The organism is Methanocorpusculum bavaricum DSM 4179 (assembly GCF_000430905.1).
Lineage (GTDB): Archaea > Halobacteriota > Methanomicrobia > Methanomicrobiales > Methanocorpusculaceae > Methanocorpusculum > Methanocorpusculum parvum.
Genome location: NZ_AUMX01000001.1, coordinates 162,318 through 177,560 on the forward strand (window position 1 = coordinate 162,318; position 15,243 = coordinate 177,560).

Annotated in this window: 17 protein-coding genes; 4 read left to right on the top strand and 13 right to left on the bottom strand. The window is 48.5% G+C overall.

Translation table 11 applies throughout. The annotated features are described in order from the left end of the window. Positions 1-24 precede the first annotated feature (24 nt). From H575_RS00900 to mobB, 3 genes are read left to right on the top strand one after another with little or no spacing between them, the layout of a single operon-like run. Positions 25-921 (top strand): hypothetical protein, encoded by an 897-nt coding sequence (locus H575_RS00900; protein WP_042696566.1) that lies wholly within the window; start codon positions 25-27, stop codon positions 919-921. Positions 922-942: 21 nt separating this feature from the next. After that, the gene (locus H575_RS00905; protein WP_155897822.1) at positions 943-1,914 is read left to right on the top strand and encodes a nitroreductase; all 972 of its coding nucleotides are present in this window, start codon (positions 943-945) and stop codon (positions 1,912-1,914) included. Positions 1,915-1,946: 32 nt separating this feature from the next. Next, on the top strand, positions 1,947-2,402 hold the full coding sequence (mobB, locus tag H575_RS00910; RefSeq protein WP_081406598.1) for a molybdopterin-guanine dinucleotide biosynthesis protein B: 456 nt from the start codon (positions 1,947-1,949) through the stop codon (positions 2,400-2,402). A 51-nt stretch (positions 2,403-2,453) separates the two neighbouring features. On the opposite strand, the gene H575_RS00915 is transcribed toward mobB, so the two are convergent. The 13 genes from H575_RS00915 to H575_RS00975 all read right to left on the bottom strand — a co-directional run bounded on the left by H575_RS00915 (position 2,454) and on the right by H575_RS00975 (position 13,812). Then, the gene (locus tag H575_RS00915; protein WP_042696572.1) at positions 2,454-2,666 is read right to left on the bottom strand and encodes a rubredoxin; all 213 of its coding nucleotides are present in this window, start codon (positions 2,664-2,666) and stop codon (positions 2,454-2,456) included. A gap of 44 nt (positions 2,667-2,710) precedes the next feature. Then, positions 2,711-2,914 carry a hypothetical protein gene (locus H575_RS00920; RefSeq protein WP_042696574.1) on the bottom strand — a complete coding sequence of 68 codons (204 nt, stop codon included), beginning with the start codon at positions 2,912-2,914 and terminating at the stop codon, positions 2,711-2,713. A 45-nt stretch (positions 2,915-2,959) separates the two neighbouring features. Beyond that, positions 2,960-3,841 carry a 4Fe-4S dicluster domain-containing protein gene (locus tag H575_RS00925; RefSeq protein WP_245554477.1) on the bottom strand — a complete coding sequence of 294 codons (882 nt, stop codon included), beginning with the start codon at positions 3,839-3,841 and terminating at the stop codon, positions 2,960-2,962. Between the two features lie 170 nt (positions 3,842-4,011). Next, entirely contained in the window at positions 4,012-4,812 is an 801-nt protein-coding gene (locus H575_RS00930) for a formylmethanofuran dehydrogenase subunit C (protein ID WP_042696577.1), read from the bottom strand. Between the two features lie 9 nt (positions 4,813-4,821). Continuing rightward, the gene (locus tag H575_RS00935) at positions 4,822-6,534 is read right to left on the bottom strand and encodes a formylmethanofuran dehydrogenase subunit A (protein WP_042696579.1); all 1,713 of its coding nucleotides are present in this window, start codon (positions 6,532-6,534) and stop codon (positions 4,822-4,824) included. 5 nt (positions 6,535-6,539) lie between these two features. Then, positions 6,540-7,856, bottom strand: a complete 1,317-nt coding sequence (locus tag H575_RS00940) for a formylmethanofuran dehydrogenase subunit B (RefSeq protein ID WP_042696580.1) — start codon at positions 7,854-7,856, stop codon at positions 6,540-6,542. A gap of 13 nt (positions 7,857-7,869) precedes the next feature. After that, the gene (locus tag H575_RS00945; protein WP_042696581.1) at positions 7,870-8,265 is read right to left on the bottom strand and encodes a molybdopterin dinucleotide binding domain-containing protein; all 396 of its coding nucleotides are present in this window, start codon (positions 8,263-8,265) and stop codon (positions 7,870-7,872) included. Between the two features lie 89 nt (positions 8,266-8,354). Further along, positions 8,355-8,783, bottom strand: coding sequence for a hydrogenase iron-sulfur subunit (locus H575_RS00950; RefSeq protein WP_042696583.1), 429 nt, complete (start codon positions 8,781-8,783; stop codon positions 8,355-8,357). After that, the gene (locus tag H575_RS00955; RefSeq protein ID WP_042696586.1) at positions 8,783-10,822 is read right to left on the bottom strand and encodes a CoB--CoM heterodisulfide reductase iron-sulfur subunit A family protein; all 2,040 of its coding nucleotides are present in this window, start codon (positions 10,820-10,822) and stop codon (positions 8,783-8,785) included. The genes H575_RS00950 and H575_RS00955 overlap by 1 nt, the downstream gene beginning before the upstream one ends. A 1-nt stretch (position 10,823) precedes the next feature. Further along, a complete protein-coding gene (hdrB, locus tag H575_RS00960) occupies positions 10,824-11,750 on the bottom strand; it encodes a CoB--CoM heterodisulfide reductase subunit B (protein WP_042696588.1) in 927 nt (308 codons plus the stop codon). Between the two features lie 3 nt (positions 11,751-11,753). Continuing rightward, positions 11,754-12,338, bottom strand: coding sequence for a CoB--CoM heterodisulfide reductase subunit C (gene hdrC / locus H575_RS00965; RefSeq protein WP_042696591.1), 585 nt, complete (start codon positions 12,336-12,338; stop codon positions 11,754-11,756). A 6-nt stretch (positions 12,339-12,344) separates the two neighbouring features. Further along, the gene (locus H575_RS00970; RefSeq protein WP_081406599.1) at positions 12,345-13,508 is read right to left on the bottom strand and encodes a 4Fe-4S binding protein; all 1,164 of its coding nucleotides are present in this window, start codon (positions 13,506-13,508) and stop codon (positions 12,345-12,347) included. 22 nt (positions 13,509-13,530) lie between these two features. Then, the gene (locus H575_RS00975; RefSeq protein ID WP_042696592.1) at positions 13,531-13,812 is read right to left on the bottom strand and encodes a 4Fe-4S binding protein; all 282 of its coding nucleotides are present in this window, start codon (positions 13,810-13,812) and stop codon (positions 13,531-13,533) included. Positions 13,813-14,268: 456 nt separating this feature from the next. On the opposite strand from H575_RS00975, the gene H575_RS00980 reads away from it, so the two are divergent. Further along, positions 14,269-15,225: a tRNA(Ile2) 2-agmatinylcytidine synthetase gene (locus H575_RS00980; protein ID WP_042696594.1), complete on the top strand. Its 957-nt coding sequence runs from the start codon at positions 14,269-14,271 to the stop codon at positions 15,223-15,225. Positions 15,226-15,243 lie beyond the last annotated feature (18 nt).

Sequence of the window (15,243 nt, forward strand, 5' to 3'; positions counted from 1 at the left end):
ACAGGATATAATTACTAGTACATTATGACCGGTAATTCACATCTCGGAAAGATTATCCTGACCGCAATCCTGATGATTTTTCTTTTCTCAGTTGGTACAGGATCAGCAGCATTTGCAGAGAATGGACCCTTCCCAGGGATGGAAGACATCACCCTGAAAATATCAAATGATGTCAGATTCAATAATGCCGGAGATAACACGTATTATCTCCCCATAAGCCTCGGAACAGAAGGGATGCATATCTCGGAGAGATACCAAAAGAGCGCTTCCAATCCTGCAGTAATTATTGAAAATCGATCCGGAACATTCTATGTCTATGAAACAGGCGGAGCAGGGTACATCGATGATGTAGTTTTGATGGTCGGCGTTGCTGGAAACATTACCGACGATTTCAAAATAAAGATCACCTCCGGCGGATATGTATGGGAACCGGTTTCCCAAAGTACTTTCAGATCTCTGGATTTTGGAGCCAGAGGTACATATAACACGGCGGCGATATCTGAGTGGTTTGATAAATCTGATCTTCTCTATGGCCCCGTATCTCTCAGACCTGCAGATGCAGCAGGGTTTACTTTCTACCCAACACAAAGTGAGAATGAAACATTTTACGTAATGCTTGTCGACCTTCATGTTGGAACATGCACTGTACCCAATGGAAATCTGATACATAATGGGTGTGCCGAGATCGATTACGAGATCGCCGGACTCACGGGTCAGGTCACATTTATTCCATATGGATATCGGGATGAACCCAAGAATGATCCTAAACAGGTTCTTGGATGGACTGCAGCAGAGACAGAAGGAATTACTGTAAATGTTGTTGACCTGCCCGGTCCGGAAACGACGCAGTCACCGCTCAGTGTATTCCCAATCATTGCCGGGATTCTTGGCTCAGTGTATTTTGTTGTCAGGAAATACTAATATCAGGAATTTATGCGTCACATGAATTATTTAGAGAGGGTTTTGTGTGTCGCTCTCCTGTTGATCATAGTAGGATGCTGGCATGCAGCCGCGGCAGATACCGCAGGTGAGATCCTGCCATCCTACAAACAGGTGGAGATCTCAACAACCGACGGGACGATATACGCGGTCAGATTTGATGACGAGGGAGGACTGAATTCATTACATCTTACTACAATCCCGGAGGAACCCTATGGCCAGGTGACGACAACGAACCGCCAGGCGGGCACAGTATATGTTTCCTATACCGGAGGCAGGGGATTTAATGATCGAATTATTCTGATGATCGCTGTGAATGGAACAATTTCCGATGATTTTGCCCTGCATCTCACATCCAGCGGTTATCAGTGGAATCCCACGCCGATCGTAAATATCGGTCCGACTTACGAGGAACTGACTTATACCGAGTCTGCATCAGGGACTATATTAACTGCGACGGATTTCAGGTATGCTTCACAGACCTGGAAACCGGCAGGAATAGAAAACTATCCAATCTACTACGGACAGGACACGACAAATCCTTCGAATGGATTTGCCATACTATTTTTCGATACGAAAGCAGGAACTCTAGGGATAAACAGCGGACTTACCGGTCTGCGTGATCATGGAGCTGTCAAAATTGAGTATGAATTTAAGAATCTCAGCGGCAGCGCGGTCTTCAACGCTTATGCGTGGTGTAATCAGTCAAATGAGGGAGAGGGTATTTCCTGGACAAACCGTGTTGCCGACGATGGAACAGGGGGTGCCAGCGGTTATGCAGTTTTAGGGAGCGGTCTTTCACCGGATTCCGGCGAGTTTACTACCACCGTCTCATCACCAGGATATTCAGGAACAGAGGGGGGCGAAAACCGGAAAAATTCTACAAAAACACCTATCGATATTTTTGGGATTGGGGCAGGTATCTGTAGTGCCCGGCTCCTTTTCAGAAAAAGAAGACGGGCGGCTGAGGCATAAATGCTTGGAGACTATATCATGACGAACTTATTATGCCGTCTAACGACATATGTTATAAGGATATGCGGATCATCAATATTATAGGCCATTCCAACTCAGGAAAGACAACCCTGATCACCAGGCTCATCCCTCTCCTCTCCGAAGTTGGGAGCGTAGCAACAATAAAACACATGGGGCATCACTCGTGGAAACTGCCGGAAGGAAAGGATACCACGGTCCACTTTGAGACAGGGGCACAGATTTCTGCGGGAATAGATCTGGAAAAAACTGTGCTGAGTATGAGAACCACAGACTTACGCGACATCCTGGATTTCTACGCGTGGAAAGGATATGATTATGCTGTGATCGAAGGATTTAAACTGGAATCATTTTCCACAGTGGTCTTAGGGGACATCGAGGGGAAAAATGTTATTCTTCGCGAAGCATCCGCTGAAGAGATTTTTGCAAAACGTGATCTCTTTGATGTTTACGTTCCAAAGAAGATATAAGAAAGATAAAAGATTTTGGCCGGAAAATATCCGACCAATATCCATATGAAATTAATTTTTTAGAGAGAACTCAGAAGTTTCATCGCGCTGTTCTCCTTCGATCATCTTAAACAATCCTGGTTTTGTCTTGGGTATCAGACAGAGAGGACATTTCCAGTAATCGGGTATATCTGCATACTTTGTGCCGGGGGCAATGTTGTGAGCCGGATCACCTTTCTCTTCGTCATAGATCCAGCCGCAATAAATACAATACCACTTTGCCATTTATTATAATTTTGCGGAGCAAAGATATGAACCTGACTTTTAGGTTACTCTTTGGGAGAGTGATGTTTTTTGCCGGAGAAACAGCCAAGCATGCATGCCTGTACCTTGATGTCATGAACATTGCAGTAATTCCCGATCATTGTAATCGGAATAGCATATTTTTCACTCATTTCATGCGCTTTTGCACAGGTGATCTCGGTACTGATACCTTCTTTCTCAAACGCGTCTTTGACTTTTTCGGATGTCATATGCTTTAATTAGAACGGTCAAAAAGAAAAGAGTATGGAATCAGATCATTCCGTGTCGGAAATGAGCCGTTTGTTTTCAATTGCAACAAAGGAAGAAGAATCGGCTTTTTTCAGAACAAATGCTTTGAACTCGTCAAATCCCTCTTCCTCGATCTGTGCTCTGAAACGGGAACCCGATCTCGCGTATCGGCGGATCCATTCAATGATCCCATCAATAACTACCATCAGCTCCTCTTCAGATGAGACGGAAACAAGATACCTGCCAACATGCGGGGTCCTTCCATGACTGCCGCCAACCATGATCTGATAACCGAGAGGTTCACCCTTAATAACATGATAATGACAGGTCTCAATGCAGTTTCCGCACGTATTGCAAAGCCCGTGATCAAGTTTTACTGTTCCCTGGCGGACGGTAAGTGCATGTTCTTTACAATAAGCCACACAGGTCCCGCAGCCCGAACAAAGCGTTGGATTTCTGATGGGTTTTTGGATCCCAATTATACCGATATCACTTTCCCAACTGGCCACACATGAGTTGGGGCAGGAGGAGATGGCAATTCTGACCCGAATCGAGAGTTCTTTGCGGAAATATTTTTCATCGATTTTCTTTGCAAGCTCAACACTGTCTATGTTGGCATATTTGCACCGGAGTGTTCCCGGACATGCTGTGACATTCACGACCTCCGTGAACTCGGCACCTATAGGCGTTCCATTTTTTTTCAAAGCGAGATCGAGTTTTTCAAGAGTAGACGGTTTGACATTCGGGATCTCAAACGTCTGACGCGTTGTAACATGAAGTGTGCCATCTCCATACGTTTTTGCGATACGTGCAAGACCGCGAATCTGATCGACAGTAACGACACCGGCAGGCAAACGAATCCTGACAGTACAATAATCAGCATTTTTCTGAGTAATCACACCGCCCATAACATGTACACCGGACTCACCATACTCCCTGAATATACTCATAGATGAGAGTTGGTCAGAGAACAGTTAATACCTACCGGTATCTGCAAAGAAGATCGCGATAAAATTGGAGAGGGGGGACGAAATAATCGTCCCCTGCACAACCAAAATGTTGTGCTGATCTGAAGAGATTATTTCTTCAGATAGAGTTTGGCATAGATCGGCTGACCTTTGCGTGTCGGGTGACGTTCACCAAGATCGCCATTATATACTGCAAACTTTGCCTTGGTTCCTGCTACTTCGAGTTCAACGTCTTCGGAGTATGCATATCCGGGCATCATGACATCAACAGTTCCAAAGAGGTAGATCTCACCGCGGGAAGCCTGACCGCCGAGGCGGCTCTTTGCATTTCCTTTAATGATAACTTTACCCCCGTCTGCATGGGTCATTACGTGGACATCGACATTTCCGCCGATGACAATCTCGCCGCCGGTAATGAAGGTAGCACAGTCGCTGCCTACATTTCCAAGGACGGTGATCTTGCCGCCGGACATACCTCTCCAGTCTCCACGATAGGAGGCTGCAAGATAGTTCCCGGCATTTCCTTCAACAATGATCTCGCCGCCGGACATGGAGGTAGCAGCAAAGTGACCAATGTTTCCTTTGGCAGTGATCTTGCCGCCGGACATGAAGTTTCCGACATACATGTCTGCGTTGCCGTTAATAACGACTTCGCCTGCAGTCATCTTGGATCCGATATATTTGACACGGCTGGTGTCGCCTTTGATAACCAGTTTGGTTTCGGCAGCGGTAGCTCCGGCATTTCCATCGACGGCAAAGTAGTCACCAACGGTTTCTGTGGTTTTACCGATATAGATCGGGAGTTTGGAGATTGCGTCAGCAGACTTGCCTGCAAGTGCGTCGGGAGAGAAACACTCAGCTTCGATGAATAACTCCGGCTGTTTTGTTATAGTGATTGTGACAGTGTTCATCTTTTGACCTCACTGTGTTGCATCAACTTTAATGACGAAGGGATTCTTCATGAATGCGTGCTCTTCGACGTCGTAGTTCTTCTCGGTAACAGTGTAATATTTCGTGAACATCTCACTGATATCGCGCTCGACCTGTTTGTTCGGATTGGTTGTGACGTCAACCCAGTAGGTCTTCTTGTTTCCGTTGCTGACAATCTCACTGTCGTTGATGATGATCTGTCCGTCTTTGACAAGATAGACAGCATTGCCAAATGCCCACTCGATCTTTTCAGCATCGTTGCCGTCAGTCTCGGGGTTGAATGGATACACAGCGATATCAGCCTGGAGGCCAATACCAAGACCACCGCAGCGGTCGGCAAGACCAAGAGCCTTGGCGGTTCCTGCACGGGTCATCATGGCGATCTCGTAGAGCGTAAGTTCGCGGTCGATTGATGACAGACTTGATCTGTCCCGGACCTTGTCTTCGTTCTTCATTGTGTGAAGAAGGGCTTCACGGGATTCCTGATTCATGAGCCACTTCATTACACGCGGATACCGGGTAAACGGACCTGCATTCGGGTGGTCAGTTGTCAGATGACATCTCATGTGATCTTTTGCAAGGAGTGCCATTTCAAGTCCAATGGACCACTGAACACCGCAGACATAGACATCTTTGCTGTAGACGTATGGAACGATTCCAGAACCGCATTCAACTTCGACGTCGGTGTTTGCCCACTTAAGGTGGTTTAAGGCGGTCAGATGGTGCTCGAACGGACCGTCACCGGTCATGGTCGTGGTTTCATCAAGAGTTACAAAACCGATATCACAGGTAATGTTTTTGTTCTTGTTGATGTAGTCCATGACTTCGGGACCTTTAGACTCGAAATCTGCCCACGTTGTTCCGCCGTATGAGTGGAACTGAATGTGGGTGTGGTGAAGAACCTGCTCACGGCCAAACTTGTTATCGGTCTTGACGCCTTCGGCAATCTTGAGCGAGTCAAGGGTGGTCGTGTAGTTCCCGGGATTACCGAGATTGTTTCCGTGCAGATGCATCGAGTGAGGCAGGAGGAGGGATTCATTTGCATTGATCAGTCCGCTGATGATCTCACGGGGAGTGATTTCAAAGTAGGGAACCGGATCGTTTACGGTAAGACAGTTGAGACCCCAGCCCCATGCTTCTGTTCCGCCAGGATTGACACACTTGATACCATATCCTTTGGTGGAACGAAGAAGCCAGGCGATGTATGCAGCTGCATTGTCGTATTCCTGGTTCTTGAGGTAATCAAGCATGAACCAGTTGTTGCCAAACATCGGGAATGCACCCTGATCAAGGATCGGGGTGTCACGCATCTCTTCGTGCGTGTGGCGGGCATACAGCGGCGGCATTGCTGCCTCGAAGACGGTGGTGTAACCAAGGTCTGCGTACTTGTATGCGGTCTTGAATACCGTCGGGACCGAGTATCCGCCAGACATGTGGCGGACACCGCGAGCCGGTTCATAGACTGCCTGAAGTTTGTCTTCCGGACGGAAGTTTCTGCCAACGTTGACCTTTGCTCCGGCAACGTGAGTGTGGATGTCCACACCACCAGCCATGACGGTCATTCCGGTTGCATCGATAACCTTTGCTGAGCTGGAAACCTTGTCAACGATTTTGCCGTCTTTGACAGCAATATCTTTTTTATCGCCTTTAATTCCCTGAGTAGGGTCAAAGACGAATCCGTTTTTAATGAGGATTTCAGTCATGGTTTTTATGCAGCTCCTTTGATTGTCATTACTTCTGCCAGAACAAGTTTCAGGAACTCATCATCGGTAAGCATACCTGCCGGCGGGTCAACAACCTTTCGTGATTCGATTGGCACGTTGTCCATACGATAGCAGGAACCGCCAACTTCAACACCAACAAATGCTACTGGAACGTGGCATTTGGAGACAGCTGCAGTGGGGGTCATATGCGGGTCGATACAAACTGACGGGAGTTTGTAGATTTCCTGGACAGATTTGTTCGGGAAGTGTGATCCCGGATCGCTGCCAAGGACGAAACATGCATCGACTTCATTCCTGAGAAGCAGATCGTTCGAACTGGTTTCTCCAGGGTTATAACGGGCAAAGCCGCGGGATAAGTCGACACAGAACGGGAATCCGAACTGCCAGCCAAGCACCTGACCAGAGCCGGTCACATTGTAGTGACCACGCATTGGAATGATGGACGCTTTGGTGTATGCATTCAGATCGCTGGTGACGGCGATTGCTTCATCGATGTTGTGGTTCTTACCAAGGGAGTGGGTAACGCCCATTCCGAAGAAGATCACAACAAATCTGCCGCTTTTTAAGACGCGGGAGACTTCATAGATCTTTTCTTTGGGAACTCCGGCAACAACGTCGGGCAGAGGGCCATTTTTGAATGCGACGCGGATTGCATTAAGCAGTTCGTAGTCGCGACCCTGTTCAACCTGAACGTGGTAATCAGCAAGGGATGCTGTGTCAGTCGGGCGCGGATCAACAACAATGATCTTTCTGCTCTTGGATCCTTTTCCAGTGAAATAACCTCTTGGGAATATGGAATATCTCGACATGTGACGCGGATGAGCGTGTGCCGGATTGCATCCCCAAAAGACGATACGGTCGGCACGGTTCTTAACTTCACCAAGCGTACATGACGGGATACCAACATCGTGGACTGCGATCAGAGATGGTCCATGGCAGACAGTGGCGGTATTATCAACAATACCCCCAACCTGTTCTGCAATCATGTGACCGGTCGCCTGAGCTTCGCAGGATGTTGAGGACCAACCGTACATTAACGGTTTCTTCGCTTCGCAGAGGATTTTGGCAGCATACTTTGCTGCTTCTGCGTAGCTGACATCTTTCCAAGTCCCATCATCCTGTTTCATGCGGGGGCGGATTATTCTGTCCGATGCCTGTGAGTGAAGGAATTTGGTGGCCCCAATTGCGCATGCATTGCGAACCTCCAGGATTTGTTTTCCGTCATCGCTTACTTCGACTTCAAGGTCGTCGCAAAGCGTTCCACAGAACGGGCAGATTACATCAGTAACCAGTTTTGACATAGTTTTACACCTCTTACTGTCCACATGCTTTAAGAACGACAGATAACGAGTCGAGGACCGTCTCGTTTTCTGCAGGTTCAACGGTAACTTTGGTACCTTTGAATGTCGGCATTCCGGTAGAATAGGTATTGATATCAACTACCATGTTGGCCCAGGGACCCATTGGAATCCATCCGATTCCCGGGTGGGGACCCTGAGTTGCCTCAATGGCTTTGACGATAATACTACCATACTCACTGGTAACGCGGACATTGGTATTTTTCCAGATGCCGAGTTTTTTGATATCTGAAGGATCCAGTTCGATGATTCCGCAGGCTTTCATGTAATCAGGTTTTTCTTTACCAGACTCCATTGAAACACCCTGCTGGATCGTTCTTCCGGTGATCAGATTCAGAGTAATCGTGTTCATAAACTCATGTGCTCCTATTATATTCTGCTGAGTTTGTCAAAAAGATACGTGTGGAGATAATTTTAAATTAAATTATCTTTGTCCACACATTATTTCCTTTTGTTAAACTCCGCGATGGGGCTTGGACCGATCTCTTTGATCGTGTTGATCACGTCAGTGATAACGACTGCCCATTTTGCACCTTCCGATGCTGACACAAAGGTCATACGGAAGCGCCTGTGTTCAATACCCATGTTGTTGAGAATACTCTTGACAAGGAACATTCTCTTTGCTGCCTTGAAGTTTCCTGCAAGGTAGTGGCAGTCACCAAAGTGACAGCCGGACACGAGAACACCGTCTGCTCCATCGGCAAAAGCTTTCAGGACGAACAGGGTGTCGATACGACCAGTACACATGACACGGACAATACGAATGTCCGGCGGATACTGGGTACGGGCTGAACCAGCACCGTCTGCTCCGGCGTAGGAACACCAGTTGCAGATAATACCGATAATCTTTGGTTTCCACTCGTCAGACATTACTGCTCACCTCCAAGGAAGAATGCATCGATCTGAGCCAGAATCTGCGGGCTCGTAAAGTGCTGCATCTTGATTGCTCCTCCTGGGCAGAAACCGCCGCAGGTACCGCAGCCTTTACACTTTGCTGCAGTTACTTCCATTACTGTTCTGCCGTCGACGATTGTCATGGCAAGAGCAGAGTATGGGCACTGATTAACACACATACCGCAGCCGGCGCAGATATCCTGCATACACTGGGCATAGTACGGCTCGAGTTCGACCTGACCTGCGTGAATCGGAATGGATGCTGCGGACGCGGCACCTTCTGCCTGTGCTACTGTGTCTGGAATGTCTTTTGGACCCTGACAGACACCTGCAAGGTACACACCGGCGGTGGTGGTTCCACAGGGGTTCAGTTTCGGGTGGGCCTCAAGGAGCCACTTGTCGATCGAGCAGGATACACCGAAGTGTCTGCGGACAACTTCCGTTTCTGCAGTCGGCTGGATAGCAGCTGCAAGGACAACAAGATCGACTTCGATCTCAACAGGCATGCCGAGGAGCGTGTCTTCTGCAATAACAAGGAGATTCTTGTTTGGAAGCTCCTGGATCATAGCAACACGTCCACGGATGAACTTCGCGCCTTCGTGCTGGATACGGTAGTAGAACTCCTCGTATGCTTTACCGAAGGAACGGATGTCCATGTAGAAGATGTAGGCTTTGCACCCGGGGATCTTTTCGATGATCTGGTGAGCGTGTTTCAGCGAGTACATGCAGCAGAATCTGGAGCAGTACGGCTTGCCGACACCGGTGTTGTCACGGGAACCTGCACAGAGAACGAATCCAACGGACTTCGGGGTCTCGCCGTCAGAGGGACGGACAAGGTGACCGATGGTCGGACCGGATGCACAGATCAGGCGTTCGAACTCAAGAGAAGTGATGACGTTGTCATAGAGTTTGTAACCCCATTCTTTCTTCTGTTCGATCGGGAAGGTTTCGTAACCGGTTGCAATGATGACAGTACCGACTTTGATCGTGAAGAGTTCGTCTTCCATCTCAAGATCGATTGCCTTCTTGGTTCCGCAGGCAGTAATACAGAGACCGCATTTAACACATGCATCGAAGTCGATGGTGTAGATAAGCGGCACAACCTGAGCATGCTGGATGTAGATCGCCTTGCGGGGTGCCATGCCGAATTCCCAGGAGTTGGGTTTTACGACGGGACAGACGGTGGAACAATCACCACAGCCGGTACATCCTCCACCGACGATACCTTTTGCTGCTGCTTCCGTCGGAGTTAAAACCCCGCGGGCGTGACGGCGGATTGTGACATCAAAGTTACCGATGTATCCCTCGACATTCTCGACTTCAGCGAGAGTGTAGAGTTTAATATTCGGCGTTCTGCCGGCTTCTGCCATCTTTGGAGACAGAATGCACTGTGAACAATCGAGGGTCGGGAAGGTCTTGTCAAGCTGGGACATACGACCGCCGATTGTCGGTTCCTTCTCAATTAAGTAGGTCTCGATACCGGCAGCTGCAAGATCCATAGATGCCTGAATACCGCCGATACCTGCACCAACAACTAAGGCGCGGTGTTCGACCGGCACTGCCATCGGGTAGAGATCTTCGAGTTTTGCAGCTTTTGCAACGGCAATACGGACGGCGTCTTTGGCCTTGTCAGTTCCGCCATCCCAGTCGTGCATGTGGACCCATGAGCCCTGATCACGAATGTTTGCCATCTCGAATCTGAACTGGTTCAGACCGCCGTTTGCAGTGGCGGTTCTAAAGGTCTGTTCATGCAGACGGGGGGTGCATGCAGCAACGACGATACCTGTAAGGTGGTGCTCTTCGATTGCCTCTTTGATCATGTTCTGACCGGGAGTCGAACACATGTATGCATAATTCTGGGCAACGACAACGTGAGGAATGGTTTCTGCATATTCCTTTACTGCCGGAACATCGATCGATCCTGCGATATTTGTACCGCAGTGGCAGATGAAGACACCGATCCTTGGTTCTTCAACTGCAGGAGATGATGCGGCGTTTTTACCTGTATATACCATCTTACTGCCCTCCCTTCAGTTTGTCAAGGAATGGATTGCATGAGATCTGGTGAAGATCGAGACCGAGTTCATTCGGAGTCATACCCTGGGCAAGACCGAGCATTTCACAGTAGTGTAAAACCGGAATATTCCACTCGACACCAAACTTCTGACCGATTTCAAACTGACCGCGGTCGAACTGCAGCTGGCAGAACGGACAGGTGTCGACGATTGCGTCAGCACCGACAGCAGCCATATTTGTGAGTTTTTCGTTGGTGATGTCGAGAGCGTGAGCGATATCGTATCCGCGGACTCCTCCGCCGGCACCACAGCACTCCATTTTATTGCGATATTCAACAGCTTCAGCGCCAAGAGCATCGACGAGTTCTTCGAACCACATCGGGTGTTCACTGTCACCGATTGCACCGCCGGCAAACTCACGGTCCTTTGCGGGCTTGAGTAAGTGGCAGCCGTAGTGGCAGGCGACTTTCACACCGGCAAGGGGTGTGTTCACACTGTCTCTGATTTTGTCAAGACCGCAGACGTCATCGTTGTAGTAAAGCTCCGCAAGGTGGTAGACATTGGTAGTGCCTTTAAACTCCATGTCGACTTCCTTTAAAACTTCGTTGACTGAGTCGCGAAGCTCGTCGTTGTGTTTCAGTTTGTGGTTGACTTCCCAGATCGACTTGTAACAGCCGTTACAGATCAGGGCGATATCCATATTCATCTGTTCTGCTAAGATGAGGTTTCTTGCAGCCATTGCATACCAGACATTGAGGTCAATGGACCCGAATGCACCAGGTGCCGGGCAGCAGGATGCTCCCTTTAACGGAACGAGTTCAATACCAAGGTTCTTACCAGTACGGATTGCAGAGGCCTCGATGCCCGGATACCGGTTCGGAGCAATGCATCCAAGGAAGAATGCGTATTTGTGTGTCTCGTGTGACATAATTTACTGACCCTCCGCAAGAACTTTGTCTGCAAGCTGTTTGGTACCGTATGCCTCGAGGATTTTCCGAATGGCCGGAATATATTCGGGGTATTTGGAGGTTGTTTCCGGTTCTGCTTCAAGACCTAACTTGACACGGGCTGCACGGTTTGCATCACTGTTTGGAACACCGTGACCGGTGTTGTAGATGAAGTTAACCGTTGCAAGGAAGTTTTTCGGGACGATTCCCTGTCTTGCTGCAATATTTCTCATTGCCATGATGACATCGGTCGGAATGAGGTCTCTTGGACAGCGGTCCGAGCAGGTATAACAGGTCGTACACAGCCAGAGATCCGGGTCGTTCAGACAGACATCTCTCATACCGAGATTGACTCTGCGCATGAAATTTCTGATACGGTAGCTGCTTCTTGCACCTGACGGACAGGAACCAGTACAGGTTCCGCACTGGAAACATATGTGGGCTTCAGTTCCACCGATCTTTTCGACTTCGGCAGTGAACGACGGGTCTGAGTCCTGACTTGGACGGTAATACCTGTCAGTGAGACGTGCTGCAAGGGCAGCATCTTTGTATGCTTTTGCACTAGTCATATTTGTTCACTCCACTTTTTTTACTTCAACGTGACCGGAAGTCTCACGTACTTTTGAGGTTCTGGGGACGTAGAGTTTTTCTGCGATCTTCTTGAAGAGGTCGGTTTCAGGTCCTTTGACTCTGATTTCAGTTCTCTTGAGTCTGATAACATCTTCTGACGGACATGCATTGACACAGGCGCCGCAGAAAATACAGAGATCCTTGTTGACGGCAATTACTGCCTCCTTCTGTTTCTTCATGCCGACAGCAGAAGCGGGAGACGGAAGATAAATCGCATTGCACGGGCAGACTTCAACACAGGTCGAACAGCCGGCAGGGCATTTTTCTGCGTTGAAGCTGATTTCTCCATCGAAGAACTTCTTGATGGTGACTGCCTCGGTTGGGCAGGTCTTCTCACACCATGAACAGGTGCAGCAGTTTTCAACATCGATGGTTACTTTGCCTGGAAGTTTGTTGGACTCAACAGCGCGCTCAACCTTTATTGCCTCAGTTGGACATGCAAGTGCACAGACCTGACAAGCGTTACAGAGTTTTTCATCCCAGACGATATCTCCGAGAGATTTGGCCGTCTCAGCATAGAATGGAATACGGTCTACGGAAAGTGCCGGACATAGTGCCGCACAGATACCACAGACTGTACACTTTTCCTTGTCGACCACAAAGGTCGTCTTTCCGGTAAGAGCTGCCTGACGCTTCGCACCATCTGCGGCATCCACACCTTCAAAGGTCGGAACATCACGGATGATTGCATCGTTTGGACAGACCTCATGACAGATAGTACAGCGGTTACACTTGGACTCGTCAATTTCGGCAGTAATATCATACTGCGGGAAACCTTCCTGTTCAAGGATAGGCAGACTCGGTTCGCCGTCAACCTCTAAACCAAGAGCATTGAACGGACATAAAATTACACACACACCACAGTAAGAACACTTTGCCGGATCTACTGAGATCGGTGCTTCGGTAGTCACTGCACCACGGCGGACTGCTCCGACAAGCCCAAGGACGATTGCCTCTTTTGGACATGCTTCAGAACAAATACCGCACCCGGTACATACATTCTTTTTCAACACGAGGTGGGAGACTTTCGCGAGGAGCTTCTGCTCCATAATGATGTTGTCTCCATCAGTCTTCGTGGAGAATTTTGGATACATTGTGCTCATTGCCATGTATTAATCCTCTCCAATTTTTTTAGTGGTGAGCTCCAACTACAGCTTTCGCTGCAGGCGCTCCTTCCTGCGGTCCTACCAGTCGAATAACGTTGTACGGACATGCTTCTACACACACACCGCAGCCCGCACAGAGCTCGTGTTTCACGTCAAGGATTTTAGCCTTGCCGTCAACGACGAGGTAGATCTTGTCGGTCGTTGCCGGATCTACTGTGTTGAGCTCGAGTGCGTTCACGGGACATGCGACCACACAATTGTTACAACCGGTACATCGCTCCATGTTAATATGCATTGCAAATGCCATTGCTTATATGCACCAGCCTATATCGATCGAAATCGATTACTGATATGGTTGAGTAAGATGATAGATAAAGGTTCTCAATAGAAAGAAGCTCAATTTGAGCTTAGATTTCCAACAATAAAATACTATGATTTACTAATAATATATTGTTAACATAGTATGGATGAAATAACCCACGAGTATTGATCGAAATAACTCCCGCGGATATCCCTTCAAATTAAAGAGGGTTAAGCAATCAATCCAAAATTTAAGCTTATTTTGAATGAAAACCCAATTTATGCGCGTTTTTCCAAAAGGCCCGGATGTTTGGAATCTGATTAAAGCTGACAGGATATCAATCATGTTTGTTTACTTGAATCAGGATAATAACGGTGGGTTGTTAAAAAAACTGTCGCATCGAACATCTCTTATACTCCCACGACCGATCTTTCTGTTAACGAAATTTCCGGTATCAAAAATATGACTCTCACATTAACCCCAGATCAGATCAAAGAAAAGTTTGGACCGATGTTCTGTCACCGGCTCCTTGTGATGACCGATGAGAAAAACGGCATTGTCGAGATCCATGAACAATGTCATGCAAGAGGCCCGATCGAATGGGACCACATGAACCGAAGAAGAGCAAAAGGCGCCCTGATCTCAGCAAAAACCGAAGGGACCTCAATGACGATGATCGCAAAAATCGGTTCCTATCCCGTCAGCTTTGGGCCCTCCGATACGGAACTCGGCGGCCAGGCACTTGAAGCCGTAGTTGTAGAGGGAACTGAAGTACGAACCTCCTGGGCAGGAGCGGCCGGGGCCGGTGTTGGGGTCGCTGCATGCTTATCCCAGGCGCCTGGCGTCCTCAGAACGGAATATGCCAGTGAAGAAGATCTGAAAGTCGGCGGTGCACGTATCTGCAGAAGCACGATCATTCTCCCGAAGTATGAAAAGATCACCTTCGGCATAGATGATACTGATACGAAAGAGGGAGGAGCAACCTGGGTCCTTGCTTTGAAGTGCGGCGAAGCCTGTTCTATTGAAGGGGCCACCTTCCTTGGCATGCGGATCATCCAGCTCAACCCGAAAGCTCCGGAAAAGACCACCAACTGTACCGGTTCAGTGATCACGTTTGCGGTAAAGCCTGAGAAGAAGGATGAACTTATCGCCTTTGTCAAAGCATTCGTCGAAGAAAGAACGATGAGCAAAACGACCGGGATCTGCTACTTTGCCGGCATTCGTCTTCCGGACTCGGCATATGCAAAGCGGGTCAAGACCGAACTCCTGACACGTGAAGAGGCCGTGAACGAGGCGGAAAAACTCGGCATCACCTTTATCGACAGTGCAAACGGAAAAGGAAGGATAGGGGCTCTTGGAGCACTGCTCTGGGCAGACGGCGGAGTGGAAGCTGCCGGCTTGTACGGAGAGAAAGCCTGATACAAACTACCAGTACCC